Consider the following 15,981-nt stretch of genomic DNA (forward strand, 5'->3'; position numbering starts at 1 on the left):
TTTTACTGTTATGGGCAGCATTGCCGATTTATCAGCGATAACGCGGTTTTGCTGCGCTGTGGTTATGAAAATGCGCCAAAAGCTGCAGAGGATGCAAGCGTTTTAGCCATGCGCTGAGAAATAGTTGTTTGCGTGGCTGAGGTTTTTAACGGATTTTCAGTTATCGGCGTAAAAAATTGTCGATTATGCAATTTTTAGCGTGATGGCGGGATTGCCGGCCAGTTTGACCGGCAATCGATTAGCGATTAGGCGATGAGCTGCCAGAGGGTGAACGCGGCATCCGGCGTCCAGCCGGCATTGGAGGTGTGCGCCTGAATACAGGTGTATTTCTTGCCTTTATAACTCACGACGTCGCCGGCTTTGTAGCTGTGGTTGTTCTGCCACTCGGGCGCGCCCGGATCGGGCGGCGTACCGTCATTGGCGGTTTTGACCGCCAGCGCGCTGCTCGGCAGGGAGGTATTGCCCAGGGTGTCGGTCGCGGTAACGAAGTAGCTGTACTGGGTTGCCGGCGTCAGACCGCTGTCGGCCAGCGACAGACCGGCGGTTTGGCCGATCGGGTTGCCGTTGCGGTAGACGGTGTAGCTGGCGATCGGTGAGGCGCCGGTGGCGGCGGCCCAGCTCAGTTTCAGCGAGGTGGCGCCCAGCTCGGCGACCGTCAGCGCCGTCGGCGCATTAGGCTTTCCCGGCGGCGGGGTGACGCCGCCCTGAATCAGCGGCGCATAGCGGGTTTTGAACTCCCAATTGTAGGCGACGCCGGCTTTGCTCTTGCCGTTATCCCAGTTGATTGACCAGGTCATCAGGCCCTTGATCGACAGGTTTTTGGCGTCGAGACGTGAGAAAGCGTTATACACCGCCTGTTTATCGATCACGTAGCCGGTGGCGGCGGCGTCGTTGTTGCTCGGCAGGCCGATGACGAATTTCGCCGCCGGGATCTTCGCATAGCCGCGGGTGCCGGTAACCAGGCTTTCCGTCAGGTAGTAGAGGAAGTCTTCCTTCTTGGTATCGTCGTTTTGGGTCAGCCAGGTTTTAATTTCTTCAACCCAAAGGCCATCGCCACCCTGGTTATAATATTGCGGCGCGATAAAGTCGTAATAGCCTTCGAGGGCGCTGATATAATCCAGGTAGGTGCCATTTTCACGTAAGTATGGGAATTCCGGCGCCATGCTGATAATAAAGTTTTTCCCCTGGGCGGCGTAATGGTCTTTTACTTTTTTCAGCGCCGCAGGCAAGACGGTTTTATTATTGGCGGCGCCGATCGCCGCCTGTTCCAGATCGATATCCAGTCCGTCGAAGCCATAGACTTCCACCAGGCGAATAATCTCGTCTTTCAGCTTGTCTTCGTCGCCGGTTTTCAGCTCGATATGCGCGTCTGCGCCGCCGAGGGAGATCAGCACCGCGCGGCCCTGGCTGTTCAGCACGCCCACCTGGCGGCGGAACTCGGCGTCGGACAGGTTGTAAGGCTTGAAGGTTGGGATGCCCTGGCCTTTCATAAAGGCGACGGCCACCACGTTGTACTCGGCGGGAATGTCGGTCAGGTTCATATTGGTGAACTGGCCTTGCTGATAGCCGTCACTGGCGCCGGCGGCCCAGTTGTGCCAGAAACCCATCAGGATCTTTTTATTGGCGATAGACGGCATAATGGCCGCGTCATCGGCGGCGACGGCATTAATCGTGTTATTTGTGCTCATGGTAGCCTCATTAATTAGGGGTAAGGGTTTTTCGCTCGCCGGCAATATCAGCTATTGGCGGGGCGTAACGTTATAATGAGGATTTTTAACGCAGGCAGGCTGAAACCTTTTACGGCCATGAACGAATTAAATTCAAACTGACGCTGAGGGAGAAGGAAATAATGGCGGCCGGGCGGCCGCCATGGCCGCATCAGAAGATGGTGATATCGGCGACGGAAGGGTAGACGTAGCTCGGGCGGAACGGCATGGTTTCGATGTCGCTCAGCGTGGAGACGCCGGACAGCACCAGCACGGTTTCCAGGCCGGCCTGGAAGCCCGCCAGAATGTCGGTGCGCAGGTTATCGCCGACGATCACCGTCTCTTCCGAGTGCGCCTGCATTTTGTTCAGTGCGGCGCGAATGATCCACGGGCTGGGCTTGCCGACGTAAAACGGCTTGCGGCCGGTGATCTTCTCAATGGGGGCGCACAGCGCGCCACAGGCCGGCGAGAAGCCGTGGCCGTGACTATCCGGGTTGGTGGCGATAAAGCGCGCGCCGTTGCTCACGAAGTAGGCGGCTTTATGCATCATGTCCCAGTTGTAAGAGCGGGTTTCACCGACGATCACGAAGTCCGGGTTGATGTCGGTGATGGTGAAACCGGCTTTGTACAGCTCATGGATCAGGGCGCCTTCGCCGACCACATAGGCTTTTTTGCCTTCCTGACGGCGCAGGAAATCGGCGGTGGCCATCGCCGAGGTGTAGAACGCGCTCTCCGGCACTTCCAGCCCGGCGGCGGCGAAGCGGTTCGCCAGATCCTGTGCGGTCTGTGATGGGTAGTTGGTCAGCACCACCAGCGGCATGCCTTGTTCCTGGATGCGCGCCAGGAACAGGTCGGCGCCGGGAACCGGCGTATTGTCATGCAGCAGCACGCCGTCGATATCGCATATAACGTTTTTGATTTTCATTTGTCGCTGTTTCTCATGATTACGGCAGGCGAAGGGTGACGATAACACGCCTGCCAGAAGCGGCGGATCAGCTTTCCAGCAATCGCTGCAAGAGCACGCCGTTGAGCATCGCGCGTTTGGCCAGGGCGAAAGCGCCGATCGCCGAGCGATGATTGAGTTCGGAGGTCACCACCGGCAGATTTTTGCGGAAGTCCTTCAGCACCTGGGTATTGATGCAGCTCAGGATCGCCGGCAGCAGCACCTTGTCCGCTTCGGTGATCTCACCGGCGATCACCACCTTCTGCGGATTGAACAGGTTGATGGCGATGGCCACCGCTTTGCCCAGATAGCGGCCTACGTGTTCGATCACTTCGCTGGCCAGCAGATCGCCGCGGTTGGCGGCCTTGCAGATGGCGTTGATGCCGCAGTCTTCCAGCGTCAGTTTGCTCGGGTAGCCCTGGCTCAGCAGCTGGCGCACGCGCTGTTCGATCGCGGCGTTGGCGGCCACGGTTTCCAGGCAGCCGAAGTTGCCGCAGTGGCAGCGTTCCCCCAACGGATCGATCTGGATATGGCCGATCTCGCCGACGTTGCCGTTGTTGCCGAGAAAAATCTGCCCGTTGACGATGATGCCGGCGCCGGTGCCGCGGTGCAGGCGCACCAGAATCGAGTCTTCGCAGTCGCGGGTGGCGCCGAAGTAGTGCTCCGCCAGCGCCAGGCTGCGGATGTCGTGGCCGACGAAGCTGGTGACGTTAAAGCGCTGCTGCAGGTTGTCCACCAGCGCCCAATTGCTGACGCTGATGTGCGGCATGTAGCGCACCACGCCCAGCGCCGGATCCACCAGGCCGGGCAGGATCACCGCGATGGCGATCAGCTCGCGCAGGCGGCGCTGGTTAGCGTCGATGAATTGGGCGATGGCGGCGAACAGCGCATTCTCCAGCGTTTCTTGAGTGCGTTCCGGCAGCGGATAGTGTTCTTCGCTGAGCGACTTGCCGCTCATGTCATACAGGGTGATGGTGGCGTCGTGGCGGCCGAGACGCACCGCGACGGTATGGAAATGACGGGTTTCCGACACGATGGAGATCGCGCGGCGGCCGCCGGTGGAGGCCTGCTGATCGACTTCTTTGATCAGCCCGCGCTCCAGCAGCTGGCGAGTAATTTTGGTGACGCTGGCGGGGGCGAGCTGGCTGAGTTCGGCAATCTGAATGCGCGAGATCGGGCCCTGCTGGTCGATCAGGCGGTAAACTGCCGCGCCGTTAAGTTGTTTGACTAAGTCAACGTTCCCTATTTGTGCTTGTCCGCCAGTGCTCATCAATAATTTTACTCGCTGTTCATTGAATTAAACCTCGTTACCGTTAACGAGCGTTTTGGTGATCTTGAAATCACGGGTGAAGGCGGTCAGGTTAGCCACCTTGCCGGCTTCGAGGGTGCCCAGACGGTGATCGACGCCGATGGCGCGCGCCGGATACAGCGTCGCCATGCGCAGCGCTTCGTCCAGCGCGATGCCGATATGCTCGACGCTGTTTCGCACCGCTTCGATCATGGTCAGCGCGGAACCGCTCAGAGTGCCGTTCTCATCCACGCACAGCCCATCCCGATAGTATATTGTTTTACCGGCGAAAATAAATTGGTCAATATCTGCACCCGCCGGCGCGGTGGCATCGGTGACCAAGACCAATTTATCACCTTTCAGGCGTTTGGCGTTACGGATACTCGCCCAGGCCACGTGATGGCCGTCGGCGATGATGCCGGTATAGACCTCCGGCGTATCGAAGATTGCCCCCATCAGCCCCGGTTCGCGGCCGGTGATATAAGGCATGGCGTTGTACAGGTGGGTGGCGAAGCTGATGCCGGCGGCGAAACCGGTGCGAGCCTGATCGTAGGTGGCGTTCGAGTGGCCGGCGGAGACCACGATGCCGGCCTCGGTCAGCTGCTTGATAAAGTGCGGTTCAACCATTTCCGGCGCCAGCGTCACCTTGGTGATCACGTCGGCGTTGGCGCACAGGTAATCGATCATTTCCTGGGTCGGCTTGCGAATGAACGCCGGATTGTGGGTGCCTTTTTTCACCGGGCTGAGGTATGGCCCTTCCAGGTGCAGGCCCAATGCCTGGTTTTGGTGCTTTTTCAGATAAGCGCGCATCACGTCGACGCTGTGCTTCATGAATTCGTCGCTGCTGGTGATCAACGTCGGCAGATAGCTGGTGCAGCCGGATTTCTCGTTGGCGCGCTGCATGATCTCCAGCGTTTCTTCCGAGATCGCTTCCAGCGAATCGTTGAACTGTACGCCGCCGCAGCCGTTCAGCTGCACGTCGATAAGCCCGGGGGCCAGGATGGCGCCACCCAGGTCGCGCGTTTCGATGCCGGCGGGCAATTCAGCCGCCGGGCAGACTTTCTCGATCAGCCCATCAGCGATAATGACTGCATGGTCATCAAGTACGTCGTGGCCGGTATAGATTCGGCCGTGGGTTAAAGCGAACATCGTAGCCCCCTGCAAAGATTAAAGACTTTTAACGCTTTCCGCTTCTAACTCGCGGAAATATTTGACGGTTTTGACTTTCAGCTCCATGGTGGCCGGTTCGTCGCACACCACTACCGCTTTGGCGTGCAACTGCAGACAGCTGATGGTCCACATGTGGTTGATATTGCCTTCCACTGCGGCTTCCAGCGCCTGCGCCTTGGCGTGGCCGGTGACCAGGATCATTACTTCTTCCGCGTCCAGCAGCGTGCCCACGCCGACGGTCAGCGCATATTTCGGCACCAGGCTGACGTCACCGCCGAAGAAGCGCGAGTTGGCGATGCGGGTGTCTTCGGTCAGCGTTTTGATGCGGGTGCGCGAAGCCAGGGACGAAGCCGGCTCGTTGAACGCGATATGGCCGTCGATGCCCACGCCGCCCATGAACAGGTTAATTTTGCCGTAAGACTTGATCTTCTCTTCGTACTGGCGGCACTCGGCGTCGACATCCGCGGCGTTGCCGTTCAGCAGGTTGATATTTTCGCGAGGGATATCAACGAGATCAAAGAAGTTGCGGTACATGAAGGTGTGATAGCTTTCCGGGTGTTCCTGCGGCAGGCCAACGTACTCGTCCATGTTGAAAGTCACAACATGCTTAAAGCTTACTTCACCTGCTTTGTGCATCGCAATCAGATGTTTGTAGGCTTCCAGCGGCGTGCCGCCGGTGGGCAGGCCGAGAACAAACGGGCGCTCTGCGGTTGGCTTGAATGCGTTGATGCGTTGAACGATATGACGCGCGGCCCATTTGCCGACTTGTGCGGTATCTTTCAGTGGGATAAGTCTCATCTAACACCTCTTGGGATAAGTAAACTAAAGCTATACTGTACGGGCCTGCGGGAGTCGTAAGCGTAACCCAGCTTTATGATTCTCGCGTGAATCGTCCGTCCGGTTGATTTTTTGAATGATAAAATAAGTTTTGTGTGATGGCCAGCAATCTGGGAGGTGAAGACTACTTTTTGGTGATATTTATCACAAAAAGGGAGGTTTTAATTTGCGATACAAAATAAATTTTTTACACTCGGCATGAGTGATACGTGCCAAGCGCTGTTTCTAAAAAGGTAGTGAGAGCTTCAAATAAACTACTAATAGGGTCCGTCCGCGGACAACATAGGGGGAAAAGGTGAACATTCTTAGTTATTTGCAAAAGGTGGGACGGGCGCTGATGGTGCCGGTCGCCACGCTGCCCGCCGCCGCCATCTTGATGGGCGTCGGGTACTGGATTGACCCTGTTGGTTGGGGCGGCGACAACGCGCTCGCCGCTTTCTTCATTAAATCCGGCTCCGCTATCATCGACAACATGTCGGTGCTGTTCGCTATCGGCGTGGCCTACGGCATGTCCAAAGACAAGGACGGCGCCGCCGCGTTGACCGGCTTCGTCGGCTTCCTGGTGCTGACCACCCTCTGTTCGCCGGCCGCCGTGTCGATGATTCAGAAGATCCCGCTCGATCAGGTGCCCGCCGCGTTCGGCAAGATCCAGAACCAGTTCGTCGGTATTCTGGTGGGCATCATCTCCGCCGAAGTGTACAACCGCTTCAGCGGCGTCGAGCTGCCCAAGGCGCTGTCGTTCTTCAGCGGCCGCCGTTTGGTGCCGATCCTCATTTCCTTCCTGATGATCCTGGTGGCTTTCATCCTGATGTACATTTGGCCGGTGATCTTCAACGGTCTGGTGAACTTCGGTGAACACATTCAGAAAATGGGCTCGGTCGGCGCGGGCATCTACGCCTTCTTCAACCGCCTGCTGATCCCGGTCGGCCTGCACCACGCGCTGAACTCGGTGTTCTGGTTCGACGTGGCCGGCATCAACGATATTCCTAACTTCCTTGGCGGCCAGCAGTCGATCGAAGCCGGTAAAGCGGTTGTCGGCATCACCGGCCGTTATCAGGCGGGCTTCTTCCCGATCATGATGTTCGGTCTGCCGGGGGCGGCGCTGGCCATTTACCACTGCGCGCGTCCTGAGAACAAAGCCAAAGTGGCGGGCATCATGCTGGCGGCCGCTTTCGCCGCCTTCTTTACCGGTATTACCGAACCGCTGGAATTCTCCTTCATGTTCGTGGCGCCGGTGCTGTACGTGATCCACGCCGTGCTGACCGGTATCTCGGTGTTCATCGCCGCCAGCATGCATTGGATCGCCGGTTTCGGCTTCAGCGCCGGCCTGGTGGATATGGTGCTGTCGTCTCGCAACCCGCTGGCGACCCACTGGTACATGCTGATCCCGCAAGGCCTGGTGTTCTTCGTCATCTACTACGTGGTGTTCCGCTTCACCATCAAAAAATTCAACCTGATGACCCCGGGCCGCGAGCTGGCGGTTGCCGGTGACGAAACCGACGGCTACGACGTCAACGTCGACAGCAACGCCGGTAAAGACGAGAACGAAACCACCACCCTGGCTCGTCGTTACGTCGGCGCGATCGGCGGTTCCGACAACCTGACCGGCATCGACGCCTGCATCACCCGCCTGCGTTTGAACGTGAAAGACTCCGCGCTGGTGAACGACGCATTGGCGAAACGCCTCGGCGCGTCGGGCGTTATCCGCCTGAACAAGCAGAGCGTGCAAGTGATCGTCGGCACCCGTGCCGAACTTATCGCCAGCGCAATGCGCAACGTGATTGCGGCCGGCCCTGTAGCGGCAGCGGTGGCCCCGGCGGCGGCGCCTGCCGCGGAAGCTAAACCGCAGGCGGTGCCGAACGCGCCGAAAGCCGCGTTTGAAACGCTGCTGGCGCCGGTGACCGGCGAAGTGGTGGCGCTCGAACAGGTGCCGGACGAAGCTTTCGCCAGCAAGGCGGTAGGCGACGGCCTGGCGATTCGCCCGACCGACAAGATCGTGGTGGCGCCGGCTGACGGCACCGTGGTGAAAATCTTCAATACCAACCACGCATTCTGCCTGGAAACCGACAAGGGCGCCGAGATCGTGGTGCATATGGGGATCGACACCGTCGCGCTGGAAGGCCAGGGCTTCAAACGCCTGGTGGAAGAGGGCGCGGAAGTGAAAGCCGGTCAACCGATTCTGGAACTGGATCTGGATTACCTGAATGCCAATGCGCGTTCGATGATAAGCCCGGTGGTAGTCAGCAACTCTGACGAGTACGCCGGCCTGGCGGCGCTGGCCAGCGGCTCTGTAGTCGCCGGTCAGACCAAGCTGTATGAGATCCAGAAATAAGGCTGTTTTTACCTGAGTAGTGCCTGGGGCCGAACACGCATCATGGCGGAGTTTGCCCCGACTTGGCGGGAAGAGAGCGATCTCTTCCCGCTTTTTTTATCCCGTTTCGCCCCACGGCGGTGCGCTGCGCGCCGATGGTGCAACGCGCCGCATTTTTCATGAAACAAACGGTTGTTTCCAGACGTGGCTTGTTGGATCATAGGCGGTTATGTGTAGCGCTTTGCATTGAGGAACAGTGAAATGAGTGAGGCTGAAGCCCGCCCAACCAATTTTATCCGTCAGATCGTCGATGAAGATCTGGCGTCGGGGAAACACACGTCGGTACATACCCGTTTCCCGCCGGAGCCTAACGGCTATCTGCATATCGGCCACGCCAAGTCCATCTGCCTGAACTTCGGCATCGCCAAGGACTATCAGGGCCAGTGCAACCTGCGTTTCGACGACACCAACCCGGTGAAAGAAGACATCGAGTTCGTCGAGTCTATCAAGCACGACGTGGAGTGGCTGGGCTTTGAGTGGAGCGGCAACGTTCGTTACTCCTCAGACTATTTCGATCAGCTGCACCAGTATGCGGTGGAGCTTATCAGCAAAGGGCTGGCCTACGTCGACGAACTGTCGCCGGAGCAGATCCGTGAATACCGCGGCACCCTGACTGCGCCGGGCAAAGACAGCCCGTACCGCGGTCGCAGCGTGGAAGAGAACCTGGCGCTGTTCGAGAAGATGCGCAACGGCGAATTCGCCGAAGGCGCTGCCTGCCTGCGCGCCAAGATCGATATGGCTTCGCCGTTTATCGTGATGCGCGATCCGGTGCTGTACCGCATCAAGTTCGCCGAACACCACCAGACCGGCAATAAATGGTGCATCTACCCGATGTACGATTTCACCCACTGCATTTCCGATGCGCTGGAAGGGATCACCCATTCGCTGTGCACCCTGGAATTCCAGGATAACCGCCGTTTGTATGATTGGGTGCTGGATAACATCACCATTCCTTGCCACCCGCGCCAGTACGAGTTTTCGCGTCTCAACCTCGAATACGCCATCATGTCGAAGCGCAAGCTGCATCAGCTGGTGGCCGAGAAGATCGTCGAAGGTTGGGATGATCCGCGCATGCCGACCGTCTCCGGTCTGCGCCGCCGCGGTTATACTGCCGCCTCGATCCGCGAGTTCTGCCTGCGCATCGGCGTAACCAAGCAAGACAACAACGTCGAAATGGTGGCGCTGGAATCCTGCATCCGCGACGATCTGAACGAGAACGCGCCGCGCGCCATGGCGGTGCTGGATCCGGTGAAAATCGTCATCGAGAACATGGGCGATGCGGTGGAAATGGTCAGCATGCCTAACCACCCGAACAAGCCGGAAATGGGCAACCGCGATGTGCCGTTCAGCCGTGAGATCTATATCGATCGCGCCGACTTCCGCGAAGAAGCCAACAAGCAGTACAAGCGTCTGGTGTTGGGTAAGGAAGTGCGTCTGCGCAACGCGTACGTGATCAAGGCCGAGCGCGTCGAGAAAGATGAAGCCGGCGAGATCACCACCATCTTCTGCAGCTACGATGCGGAAACGCTGAGCAAAGATCCTGCCGACGGCCGCAAGGTGAAGGGCGTGATCCACTGGGTGTCTGCGGCGCACGCGCTGCCGGCGGAAATTCGCCTGTACGATCGCCTGTTCAGCGTGCCTAACCCGGGCGCGGCGGAAGACTTCCTCTCCACCATTAACCCGGAATCGCTGGTGATCAAGCACGGTTTCGTTGAGCCGAGTCTGGCGGCCGCACAGCCGGAGAAAGCCTATCAGTTCGAGCGTGAAGGCTACTTCTGCGCCGACAGCCATTACTCTTCGGCTGAGCACCTGGTGTTTAACCGCACCGTCGGTCTGCGTGACACCTGGGCGAAAATCGAAGGCTAATCTTAATCGCCTCGAAAATTAATGTATCAGCGCGGCTCAGGCCGCGCTTTTTTTATGCCTGCTATTGAGTAAATTATCTATTCCCGCCACGTTTTTCCGGGCTGCGTTTAATTAACTGCGGTGCGTTAATCAATAAGTTTTCTTATATTGGTCTTAGTAGTCTTAATCTTTACTTATATATTCGTGATGCGAATTAATTTCATTTAGAGAGCGCTCTCAAATTTTATCTCCTGACTGACGGATTTAGTCAGGCTGAAACCATTAATCGTCTCTGGTTGACCTGGTATCCGTATTTATTCTGATTTAATTGAATTTTTTATTCGACACCTTCCATGAATGCCAGCGTAACAAATTATCACCGATATGTGCTCCTTGTCATACTTTGACAAATCTTCCGCATTTTTCATTTGATAATTCGCGTCGCGAAAAATAGTCTGTCTGTAGCAATTAGTGCTGTGGGAATAACATCTCGTCGGCAATATTTTTTACCCGTTCGGGTTTTTTATTGGCAGTCGTGCAGGGCAGTGGTGAACACAGGCGGCTGCAACTTTTAAGTTAAGTCAAAGAGGAATTTCAATATGGGTACGCACGGTGCTCAGCGTAAAACGCTGGCGCTCGCAGTCGCGGGCGCGCTGTTGGGAACAGGGTTTGCCATGGCGCCTGAGGCGAAAGCCGCAGGGTTTATCGAGGATTCCACGCTGACCGGCGGCATTTATTACTGGCAACGTGAGCGTGACCGTAAAGATCTCAATCCGGACAGCAAGGATTACAATCAATACACCACCAACCTGTCCCACTCTACCGCCAACCTGAGCCTGGATTTCGCGTCGGGCTACGCCTGGGACATGTTCGGTCTGGATGTCGGCACTTTTACCGCCATCGAACTGGCTGAATCCAGCGCCAGCGGTCACCCGAACGAAATCGCGTTCTCCTCGAAGAACCGTACCTACGACGAAGACTACTCCGGTGATAAAGGCGGTATCAGCCTGTACAAAGCCGCCGCCAAATTCAAATACGGCCCGGTCTGGGCGCGCGCCGGCTATATTCAGCCGAGCGGCCAAACCCTGCTGGCGCCGCACTGGAGCTTTATGCCGGGCACTTATCAGGGGGCTGAAGCCGGCGCCAAGTTCGACTACGGCGATGCCGGCGCGTTGAGCTTCTCCTACATGTGGGCCGACAAATACAAAGCGCCGTGGCATATCGAGATGGACGACTTCCGCCAGAACGATAAGAAAACCCGTGTCTCCTACCTGCACTCGCTGGGCGCCAAGTACGATTTCAAAAACGATCTGGTGCTGGAAGCCGCTTACGGCCAGGCCCAGGGGTACGTGAATCAGTACTTCACCAAGGCGTCTTACAAATTCGATCTGCTGGGCAACCCGCTGACCACCAGTTACCAGTTCTATGGCGCGGAAGACCGCATCAGCAACAAGAACGATCCGAACAGCATTTATGACGGCCTGGCCTGGCTGCAGGCGTTGACCTTCGGTTACACCACCGGCCAGTTCAACTGGCGTCTGGAAGGCACCATGGTCAAGGCGGAAGGCAATCAGGGCTTCTTCCTGCAACGTATGACCCCGACCTACGCCTCGTCAAACGGTCGCCTGGACGTGTGGTGGGATAACCGCTCCGACTTTAACGCCAACGGCGAAAAAGCGGTGTATGCCGGCGTGATGTATGACCTCAGCAACTGGAACCTGCCGGGCATGGCGGTCGGCGGCTCTTACGTTTACGCGTGGGACGCCAAGCCGAGCACCAACCCGATCTACGATCAGAGCCAGCGCCTGAAAGAGAGCGCCTGGAGTCTGGACGCGATGTACACCATCCAGGAAGGGCGAGCCAAGGGCACGCTGCTCAAGCTGCATTACACCCAGTATGACAACCACACCAACATTCCGAGCTGGGGCGGCGGTTACGGCAACATCTTCCAGGACGAGAAAGACGTCAAGTTCATGGTCATCGCGCCATTCACCATCTTCTGATGCGTTCCCCGGCCTTGCCGCCGGGGCAGTTAAGGGAATTCAACGATGAAAAAAATCATGCTGATGTTGGCGGCCGCTGCGGCCCTGAGCGCCTGTGCGCAACCCGCCGCGCCGCCGGAAGACGCCAGGTTGAAACAGGCTTACAGCGCCTGCATCAATACCGCGGAAGGCTCGCCGGAGCGTCTGCAGCCGTGCAAGGCGGTGCTGAATGTGCTGAAACAAGAGAAACAGCACCAGCAGTTCGCTGTGCAGGAAACGGTACGGGTGATGGATTATCAGAACTGCATTATGGCGGTTCACAGCGGCAACGGTCAGGCTTACGACGCCAAGTGCGGCAAGCTGTGGCAAGAAATTCGCGATAACAATAATTAAGAAGGACGAGAAGATGAACGCATTCAAACTGAGCGCACTGGCCGCCTTGACGGCAACGATGGGATTCCTGGGCGGCATGGGGAGCGCCATGGCCGATCAACAGCTGGTGGATCAGCTGAGCCAACTGAAGCTGAACGTGAAAATGCTGGATAACCGCGCCGGGGAAAACGGCGTGGATTGCGCGGCGCTGGGCGCCGACTGGGCCTCATGCAACCGGGTGTTGTTCACCCTGAGCAACGACGGGCAGGCGATCGACGGCAAAGACTGGATCATTTATTTCCACAGCCCGCGCCAGACTCTGCGGGTAGACAACGATCAGTTCAAGATCGCTCACCTCACCGGCGATCTGTACAAGCTGGAGCCGACCGCCAAATTCAGCAGTTTCCCGGCCGGTAAGGCGGTGGAAATCCCGGTGGTCGCCGAATACTGGCAGCTGTTCAGAAACGACTTCCTGCCCCGCTGGTATGCCACGTCCGGCGACGCCAAGCCGAAAATGCTGGCGAATACCGACACCGAAAATCTGGATCAGTTTGTGGCGCCGTTTACCGGCGATCAGTGGAAGCGCACCAAGGACGACAAAAATATTCTGATGACGCCGGCTTCGCGTTTTGTCAGCAACGCCGATCTGCAGACGCTGCCCGCCGGCGCGCTGCGCGGCCAGATCGTGCCGACGCCGATGCAGGTGAAAGTGCACGCGCAGGACGCCGATCTGCGCAAAGGGGTATCGCCGGATCTGAGCACGTTGGTCAAGCCGGCGGCGGATGTCGTCAACCAGCGCTTCGCGCTGCTGGGCGTGCCGGTTCAGGCCAACGGTTACCCGATCAAGACCGACATCCAGCCGGGCAAGTTTAAAGGCGCGATGGCGGTGCCGGGCGCTTATGAGCTGAAGATCGGCAAGAAAGAGGCGCGGGTGATCGGCTTCGATCAGGCCGGGGTGTTCTACGGGTTGCAGTCTATCCTGTCGTTAGTGCCGACCGACGGCAGCGGCAAGATCGCCACGCTCGACGCCAGCGATGCGCCGCGCTTCCAGTATCGCGGCATTTTCCTCGACGTGGCGCGCAACTTCCATAAGAAGGATGCGGTGCTGCGCCTGCTGGATCAGATGGCGGCTTACAAGCTCAACAAATTCCACTTCCACCTGAGCGATGACGAAGGTTGGCGAATCGAAATTCCCGGCTTGCCTGAGTTGACGGAAGTCGGCGGCCAGCGCTGCCACGATCTGAGCGAAACCACCTGCCTGCTGCCGCAGTACGGCCAGGGGCCGGATGTCTACGGCGGTTTCTTCACTCGTCAGGACTACATCGACATCATCAAATACGCCCAGGCGCGCCAGATTGAGGTGATCCCGGAGATCGACATGCCGGCGCACGCCCGCGCGGCGGTGGTCTCGATGGAAGCGCGCTACAAGAAACTGCATGCCGCCGGCAAAGAGCAGGAGGCCAACGAGTTCCGCCTGGTGGATCCGACCGATACCTCCAATACCACCTCCGTGCAGTTCTTTAACCGTCAGAGTTACCTGAACCCGTGCCTGGATTCCTCCCAGCGCTTTGTCGACAAGGTGATTGGCGAGATTGCCCAGATGCATAAAGAAGCCGGCCAGCCGATTAAGACCTGGCACTTTGGCGGCGACGAAGCGAAAAACATCCGCCTGGGCGCCGGCTACACCGACAAGGCGAAACCGGAACCGGGTAAAGGCATCATTGACCAGAGCAATGAAGACAAGCCGTGGGCCAAGTCTCAGGTGTGCCAGGTGATGATCAAAGAGGGCAAAGTGGCCGACATGGAGCACCTGCCGAGCTACTTCGGCCAAGAGGTCAGCAAGCTGGTGAAGGCGCACGGCATCGACAGAATGCAGGCCTGGCAAGACGGCCTGAAGGACGCCGAGAGTTCGAAGGCGTTCGCCACCTCGCGCGTGGGGGTCAACTTCTGGGACACCCTGTACTGGGGCGGTTTCGACAGCGTCAACGATTGGGCCAACAAAGGGTATGAAGTGGTGGTCTCCAACCCGGACTACGTCTATATGGACTTCCCCTACGAGGTGAACCCGGACGAGCGCGGTTACTACTGGGGCACCCGCTTCAGCGACGAGCGCAAGGTGTTCAGCTTCGCGCCGGACAACATGCCGCAGAACGCGGAAACCTCGGTTGACCGAGACGGCAACCACTTCAACGCCAAGAGCGACAAGCCGTGGCCGGGGGCATATGGACTTTCCGCTCAGCTGTGGAGCGAAACCCAGCGCACCGACCCGCAGATGGAATACATGATCTTCCCACGCGCGCTGTCGGTGGCGGAGCGCGCCTGGCATCGCGCCGGTTGGGAGCAGGACTATCGCGCCGGCCGCGAATACAAAGGCGGGGAAACCCACTTTGTCGATACCAAGACGCTGGAGAAAGATTGGCTGCGCTTCGCCAATATTCTGGGCCAGCGTGAACTGGCCAAGCTGGACAAAGGCGGCGTGGCTTATCGTCTGCCGGTGCCGGGCGCTCGCGTGGCGGGCGGCAAGCTGGAGGCGAATATCGCGCTGCCGGGGTTGGGCATCGAGTACTCCACCGACGGCGGTAAGCAGTGGCAGCGCTATGATGCCAAGGCTAAACCTGCGGTTTCCGGCGAAGTACAGGTGCGCTCGGTCAGCCCGGACGGCAAACGCTACAGCCGCGCCGAGAAGGTCTAAGAAGGGCGGTGCGGCCCGCAGTTTTGGCGGCGGGCCGCATCATAACGAAGGGGGAATGCGTTCGCCCGCGCGTGTCGGCGCAGGGCGGACGTTGTAGTGAGAGTAGTACGTGGAGTCGCAGTGCCGCTGCAATTGTGGTATTTCATGACATGATTTTCCCCGGCTGGTCCGGGGATTTTTTTGTCTGCTGCATGGCGGGCATAAAAAAACCGCCTCAAGGTGAGGCGGTTTTTCATAGCCGGTCAGGGCTTATTTCTTGTCGTGCAGCGTTTCGTCTTCGCGACAGTCACCGGTTTCACAGTGGCCGTACAGGTACAGACTGTGGTTGGTGAGCTTGATGCCGTGCTGCTTGGCGATGTCACGCTGGCGCACTTCGATGGATTCGTCGCTGAATTCGATCACTTTGCCGCAATCCAGGCAAATCAGGTGATCGTGGTGATGCTGTTGGGTCAGCTCGAACACGGACTTGCCGCCTTCGAAATTGTGACGTGTCACAATGCCCGCATCGTCAAACTGGTTCAGTACGCGATAAACCGTCGCCAGCCCGATCTCTTCGCCCATATCAATCAGTTTTTTGTACAAATCTTCCGCACTGACGTGATGGCATTCCGGATTTTGCAGTACTTCCAGGATTTTGAGTCGCGGAAGCGTGACTTTTAAGCCGGCCTTCTTCAATGCGATGTTGTTGTCGGTCATGCGAATTCAGTCCTGTTACTATGCTAATCAAGTTGAGGCGTACTCGCCTGTGGCATCGGTCGGCACAAAGAGTTAATGC

Annotated in this window: 11 protein-coding genes; 5 read left to right on the forward strand and 6 right to left on the reverse strand. The window is 58.0% G+C overall.

Going from position 1 to position 15,981, the window contains the following annotated elements; all coding sequences use genetic code 11:
- Positions 1–245 precede the first annotated feature (245 nt).
- The 5 genes from ACJ8J1_RS11835 to nagB form a co-directional block, all read right to left on the reverse strand.
- Positions 246–1,688 (reverse strand): carbohydrate-binding protein, encoded by a 1,443-nt coding sequence (locus tag ACJ8J1_RS11835; protein WP_033642172.1) that lies wholly within the window; start codon positions 1,686–1,688, stop codon positions 246–248.
- A 190-nt stretch (positions 1,689–1,878) separates the two neighbouring features.
- Positions 1,879–2,631 carry an HAD-IIA family hydrolase gene (locus tag ACJ8J1_RS11840; RefSeq protein WP_004939957.1) on the reverse strand — a complete coding sequence of 251 codons (753 nt, stop codon included), beginning with the start codon at positions 2,629–2,631 and terminating at the stop codon, positions 1,879–1,881.
- Between the two features lie 67 nt (positions 2,632–2,698).
- Complete coding sequence (gene nagC, locus ACJ8J1_RS11845; RefSeq protein WP_442520343.1) at positions 2,699–3,919, reverse strand: DNA-binding transcriptional regulator NagC; 1,221 nt, start codon at positions 3,917–3,919, stop codon at positions 2,699–2,701.
- 27 nt (positions 3,920–3,946) lie between these two features.
- Positions 3,947–5,086 (reverse strand): N-acetylglucosamine-6-phosphate deacetylase, encoded by a 1,140-nt coding sequence (gene nagA / locus ACJ8J1_RS11850; protein ID WP_033642173.1) that lies wholly within the window; start codon positions 5,084–5,086, stop codon positions 3,947–3,949.
- Between the two features lie 18 nt (positions 5,087–5,104).
- Positions 5,105–5,905 carry a glucosamine-6-phosphate deaminase gene (nagB, locus tag ACJ8J1_RS11855; protein ID WP_442520344.1) on the reverse strand — a complete coding sequence of 267 codons (801 nt, stop codon included), beginning with the start codon at positions 5,903–5,905 and terminating at the stop codon, positions 5,105–5,107.
- A 334-nt stretch (positions 5,906–6,239) separates the two neighbouring features.
- Here nagB and nagE point away from each other — a divergent pair, with 334 nt between their 5' ends.
- The 5 genes from nagE (at position 6,240) to ACJ8J1_RS11880 (ending at position 15,206) form a co-directional block, all read left to right on the forward strand.
- Positions 6,240–8,276 carry an N-acetylglucosamine-specific PTS transporter subunit IIBC gene (gene nagE, locus ACJ8J1_RS11860; protein ID WP_033642174.1) on the forward strand — a complete coding sequence of 679 codons (2,037 nt, stop codon included), beginning with the start codon at positions 6,240–6,242 and terminating at the stop codon, positions 8,274–8,276.
- 240 nt (positions 8,277–8,516) lie between these two features.
- Complete coding sequence (gene glnS / locus ACJ8J1_RS11865) at positions 8,517–10,181, forward strand: glutamine--tRNA ligase (RefSeq protein ID WP_033642175.1); 1,665 nt, start codon at positions 8,517–8,519, stop codon at positions 10,179–10,181.
- 578 nt (positions 10,182–10,759) lie between these two features.
- Positions 10,760–12,163 carry a chitoporin ChiP gene (gene chiP / locus ACJ8J1_RS11870; protein WP_033642176.1) on the forward strand — a complete coding sequence of 468 codons (1,404 nt, stop codon included), beginning with the start codon at positions 10,760–10,762 and terminating at the stop codon, positions 12,161–12,163.
- A 45-nt stretch (positions 12,164–12,208) separates the two neighbouring features.
- Positions 12,209–12,535, forward strand: a complete 327-nt coding sequence (chiQ, locus tag ACJ8J1_RS11875) for a ChiQ/YbfN family lipoprotein (RefSeq protein ID WP_033642177.1) — start codon at positions 12,209–12,211, stop codon at positions 12,533–12,535.
- Positions 12,536–12,548: 13 nt separating this feature from the next.
- A complete protein-coding gene (locus ACJ8J1_RS11880) occupies positions 12,549–15,206 on the forward strand; it encodes a beta-N-acetylhexosaminidase (protein WP_033642178.1) in 2,658 nt (885 codons plus the stop codon).
- 249 nt (positions 15,207–15,455) lie between these two features.
- On the opposite strand, the gene fur is transcribed toward ACJ8J1_RS11880, so the two are convergent.
- Positions 15,456–15,902: a ferric iron uptake transcriptional regulator gene (fur, locus tag ACJ8J1_RS11885; protein WP_019454058.1), complete on the reverse strand. Its 447-nt coding sequence runs from the start codon at positions 15,900–15,902 to the stop codon at positions 15,456–15,458.
- Positions 15,903–15,981: the final 79 nt, after the last annotated feature.

The organism is Serratia sp. CY37869 (assembly GCF_052168895.1).
Taxonomy (GTDB): Bacteria; Pseudomonadota; Gammaproteobacteria; order Enterobacterales; family Enterobacteriaceae; genus Serratia; species Serratia ureilytica.

What these genes read in the sequence shown, in the direction of transcription:
- nagB (WP_442520344.1), bottom strand. Translation starts at nt 5,905, where the DNA reads ATGAGACTTATCCCACTGAAAGATACCGCACAAGTCGGCAAATGGGCC.
- nagA (WP_033642173.1), bottom strand. Translation starts at nt 5,086, where the DNA reads ATGTTCGCTTTAACCCACGGCCGAATCTATACCGGCCACGACGTACTT.
- ACJ8J1_RS11840 (WP_004939957.1), bottom strand. Translation starts at nt 2,631, where the DNA reads ATGAAAATCAAAAACGTTATATGCGATATCGACGGCGTGCTGCTGCAT.
- chiP (WP_033642176.1), top strand. Translation starts at nt 10,760, where the DNA reads ATGGGTACGCACGGTGCTCAGCGTAAAACGCTGGCGCTCGCAGTCGCG.
- glnS (WP_033642175.1), top strand. Translation starts at nt 8,517, where the DNA reads ATGAGTGAGGCTGAAGCCCGCCCAACCAATTTTATCCGTCAGATCGTC.
- fur (WP_019454058.1), bottom strand. Translation starts at nt 15,902, where the DNA reads ATGACCGACAACAACATCGCATTGAAGAAGGCCGGCTTAAAAGTCACG.
- ACJ8J1_RS11880 (WP_033642178.1), top strand. Translation starts at nt 12,549, where the DNA reads ATGAACGCATTCAAACTGAGCGCACTGGCCGCCTTGACGGCAACGATG.
- ACJ8J1_RS11835 (WP_033642172.1), bottom strand. Translation starts at nt 1,688, where the DNA reads ATGAGCACAAATAACACGATTAATGCCGTCGCCGCCGATGACGCGGCC.
- chiQ (WP_033642177.1), top strand. Translation starts at nt 12,209, where the DNA reads ATGAAAAAAATCATGCTGATGTTGGCGGCCGCTGCGGCCCTGAGCGCC.
- nagC (WP_442520343.1), bottom strand. Translation starts at nt 3,919, where the DNA reads ATGAGCACTGGCGGACAAGCACAAATAGGGAACGTTGACTTAGTCAAA.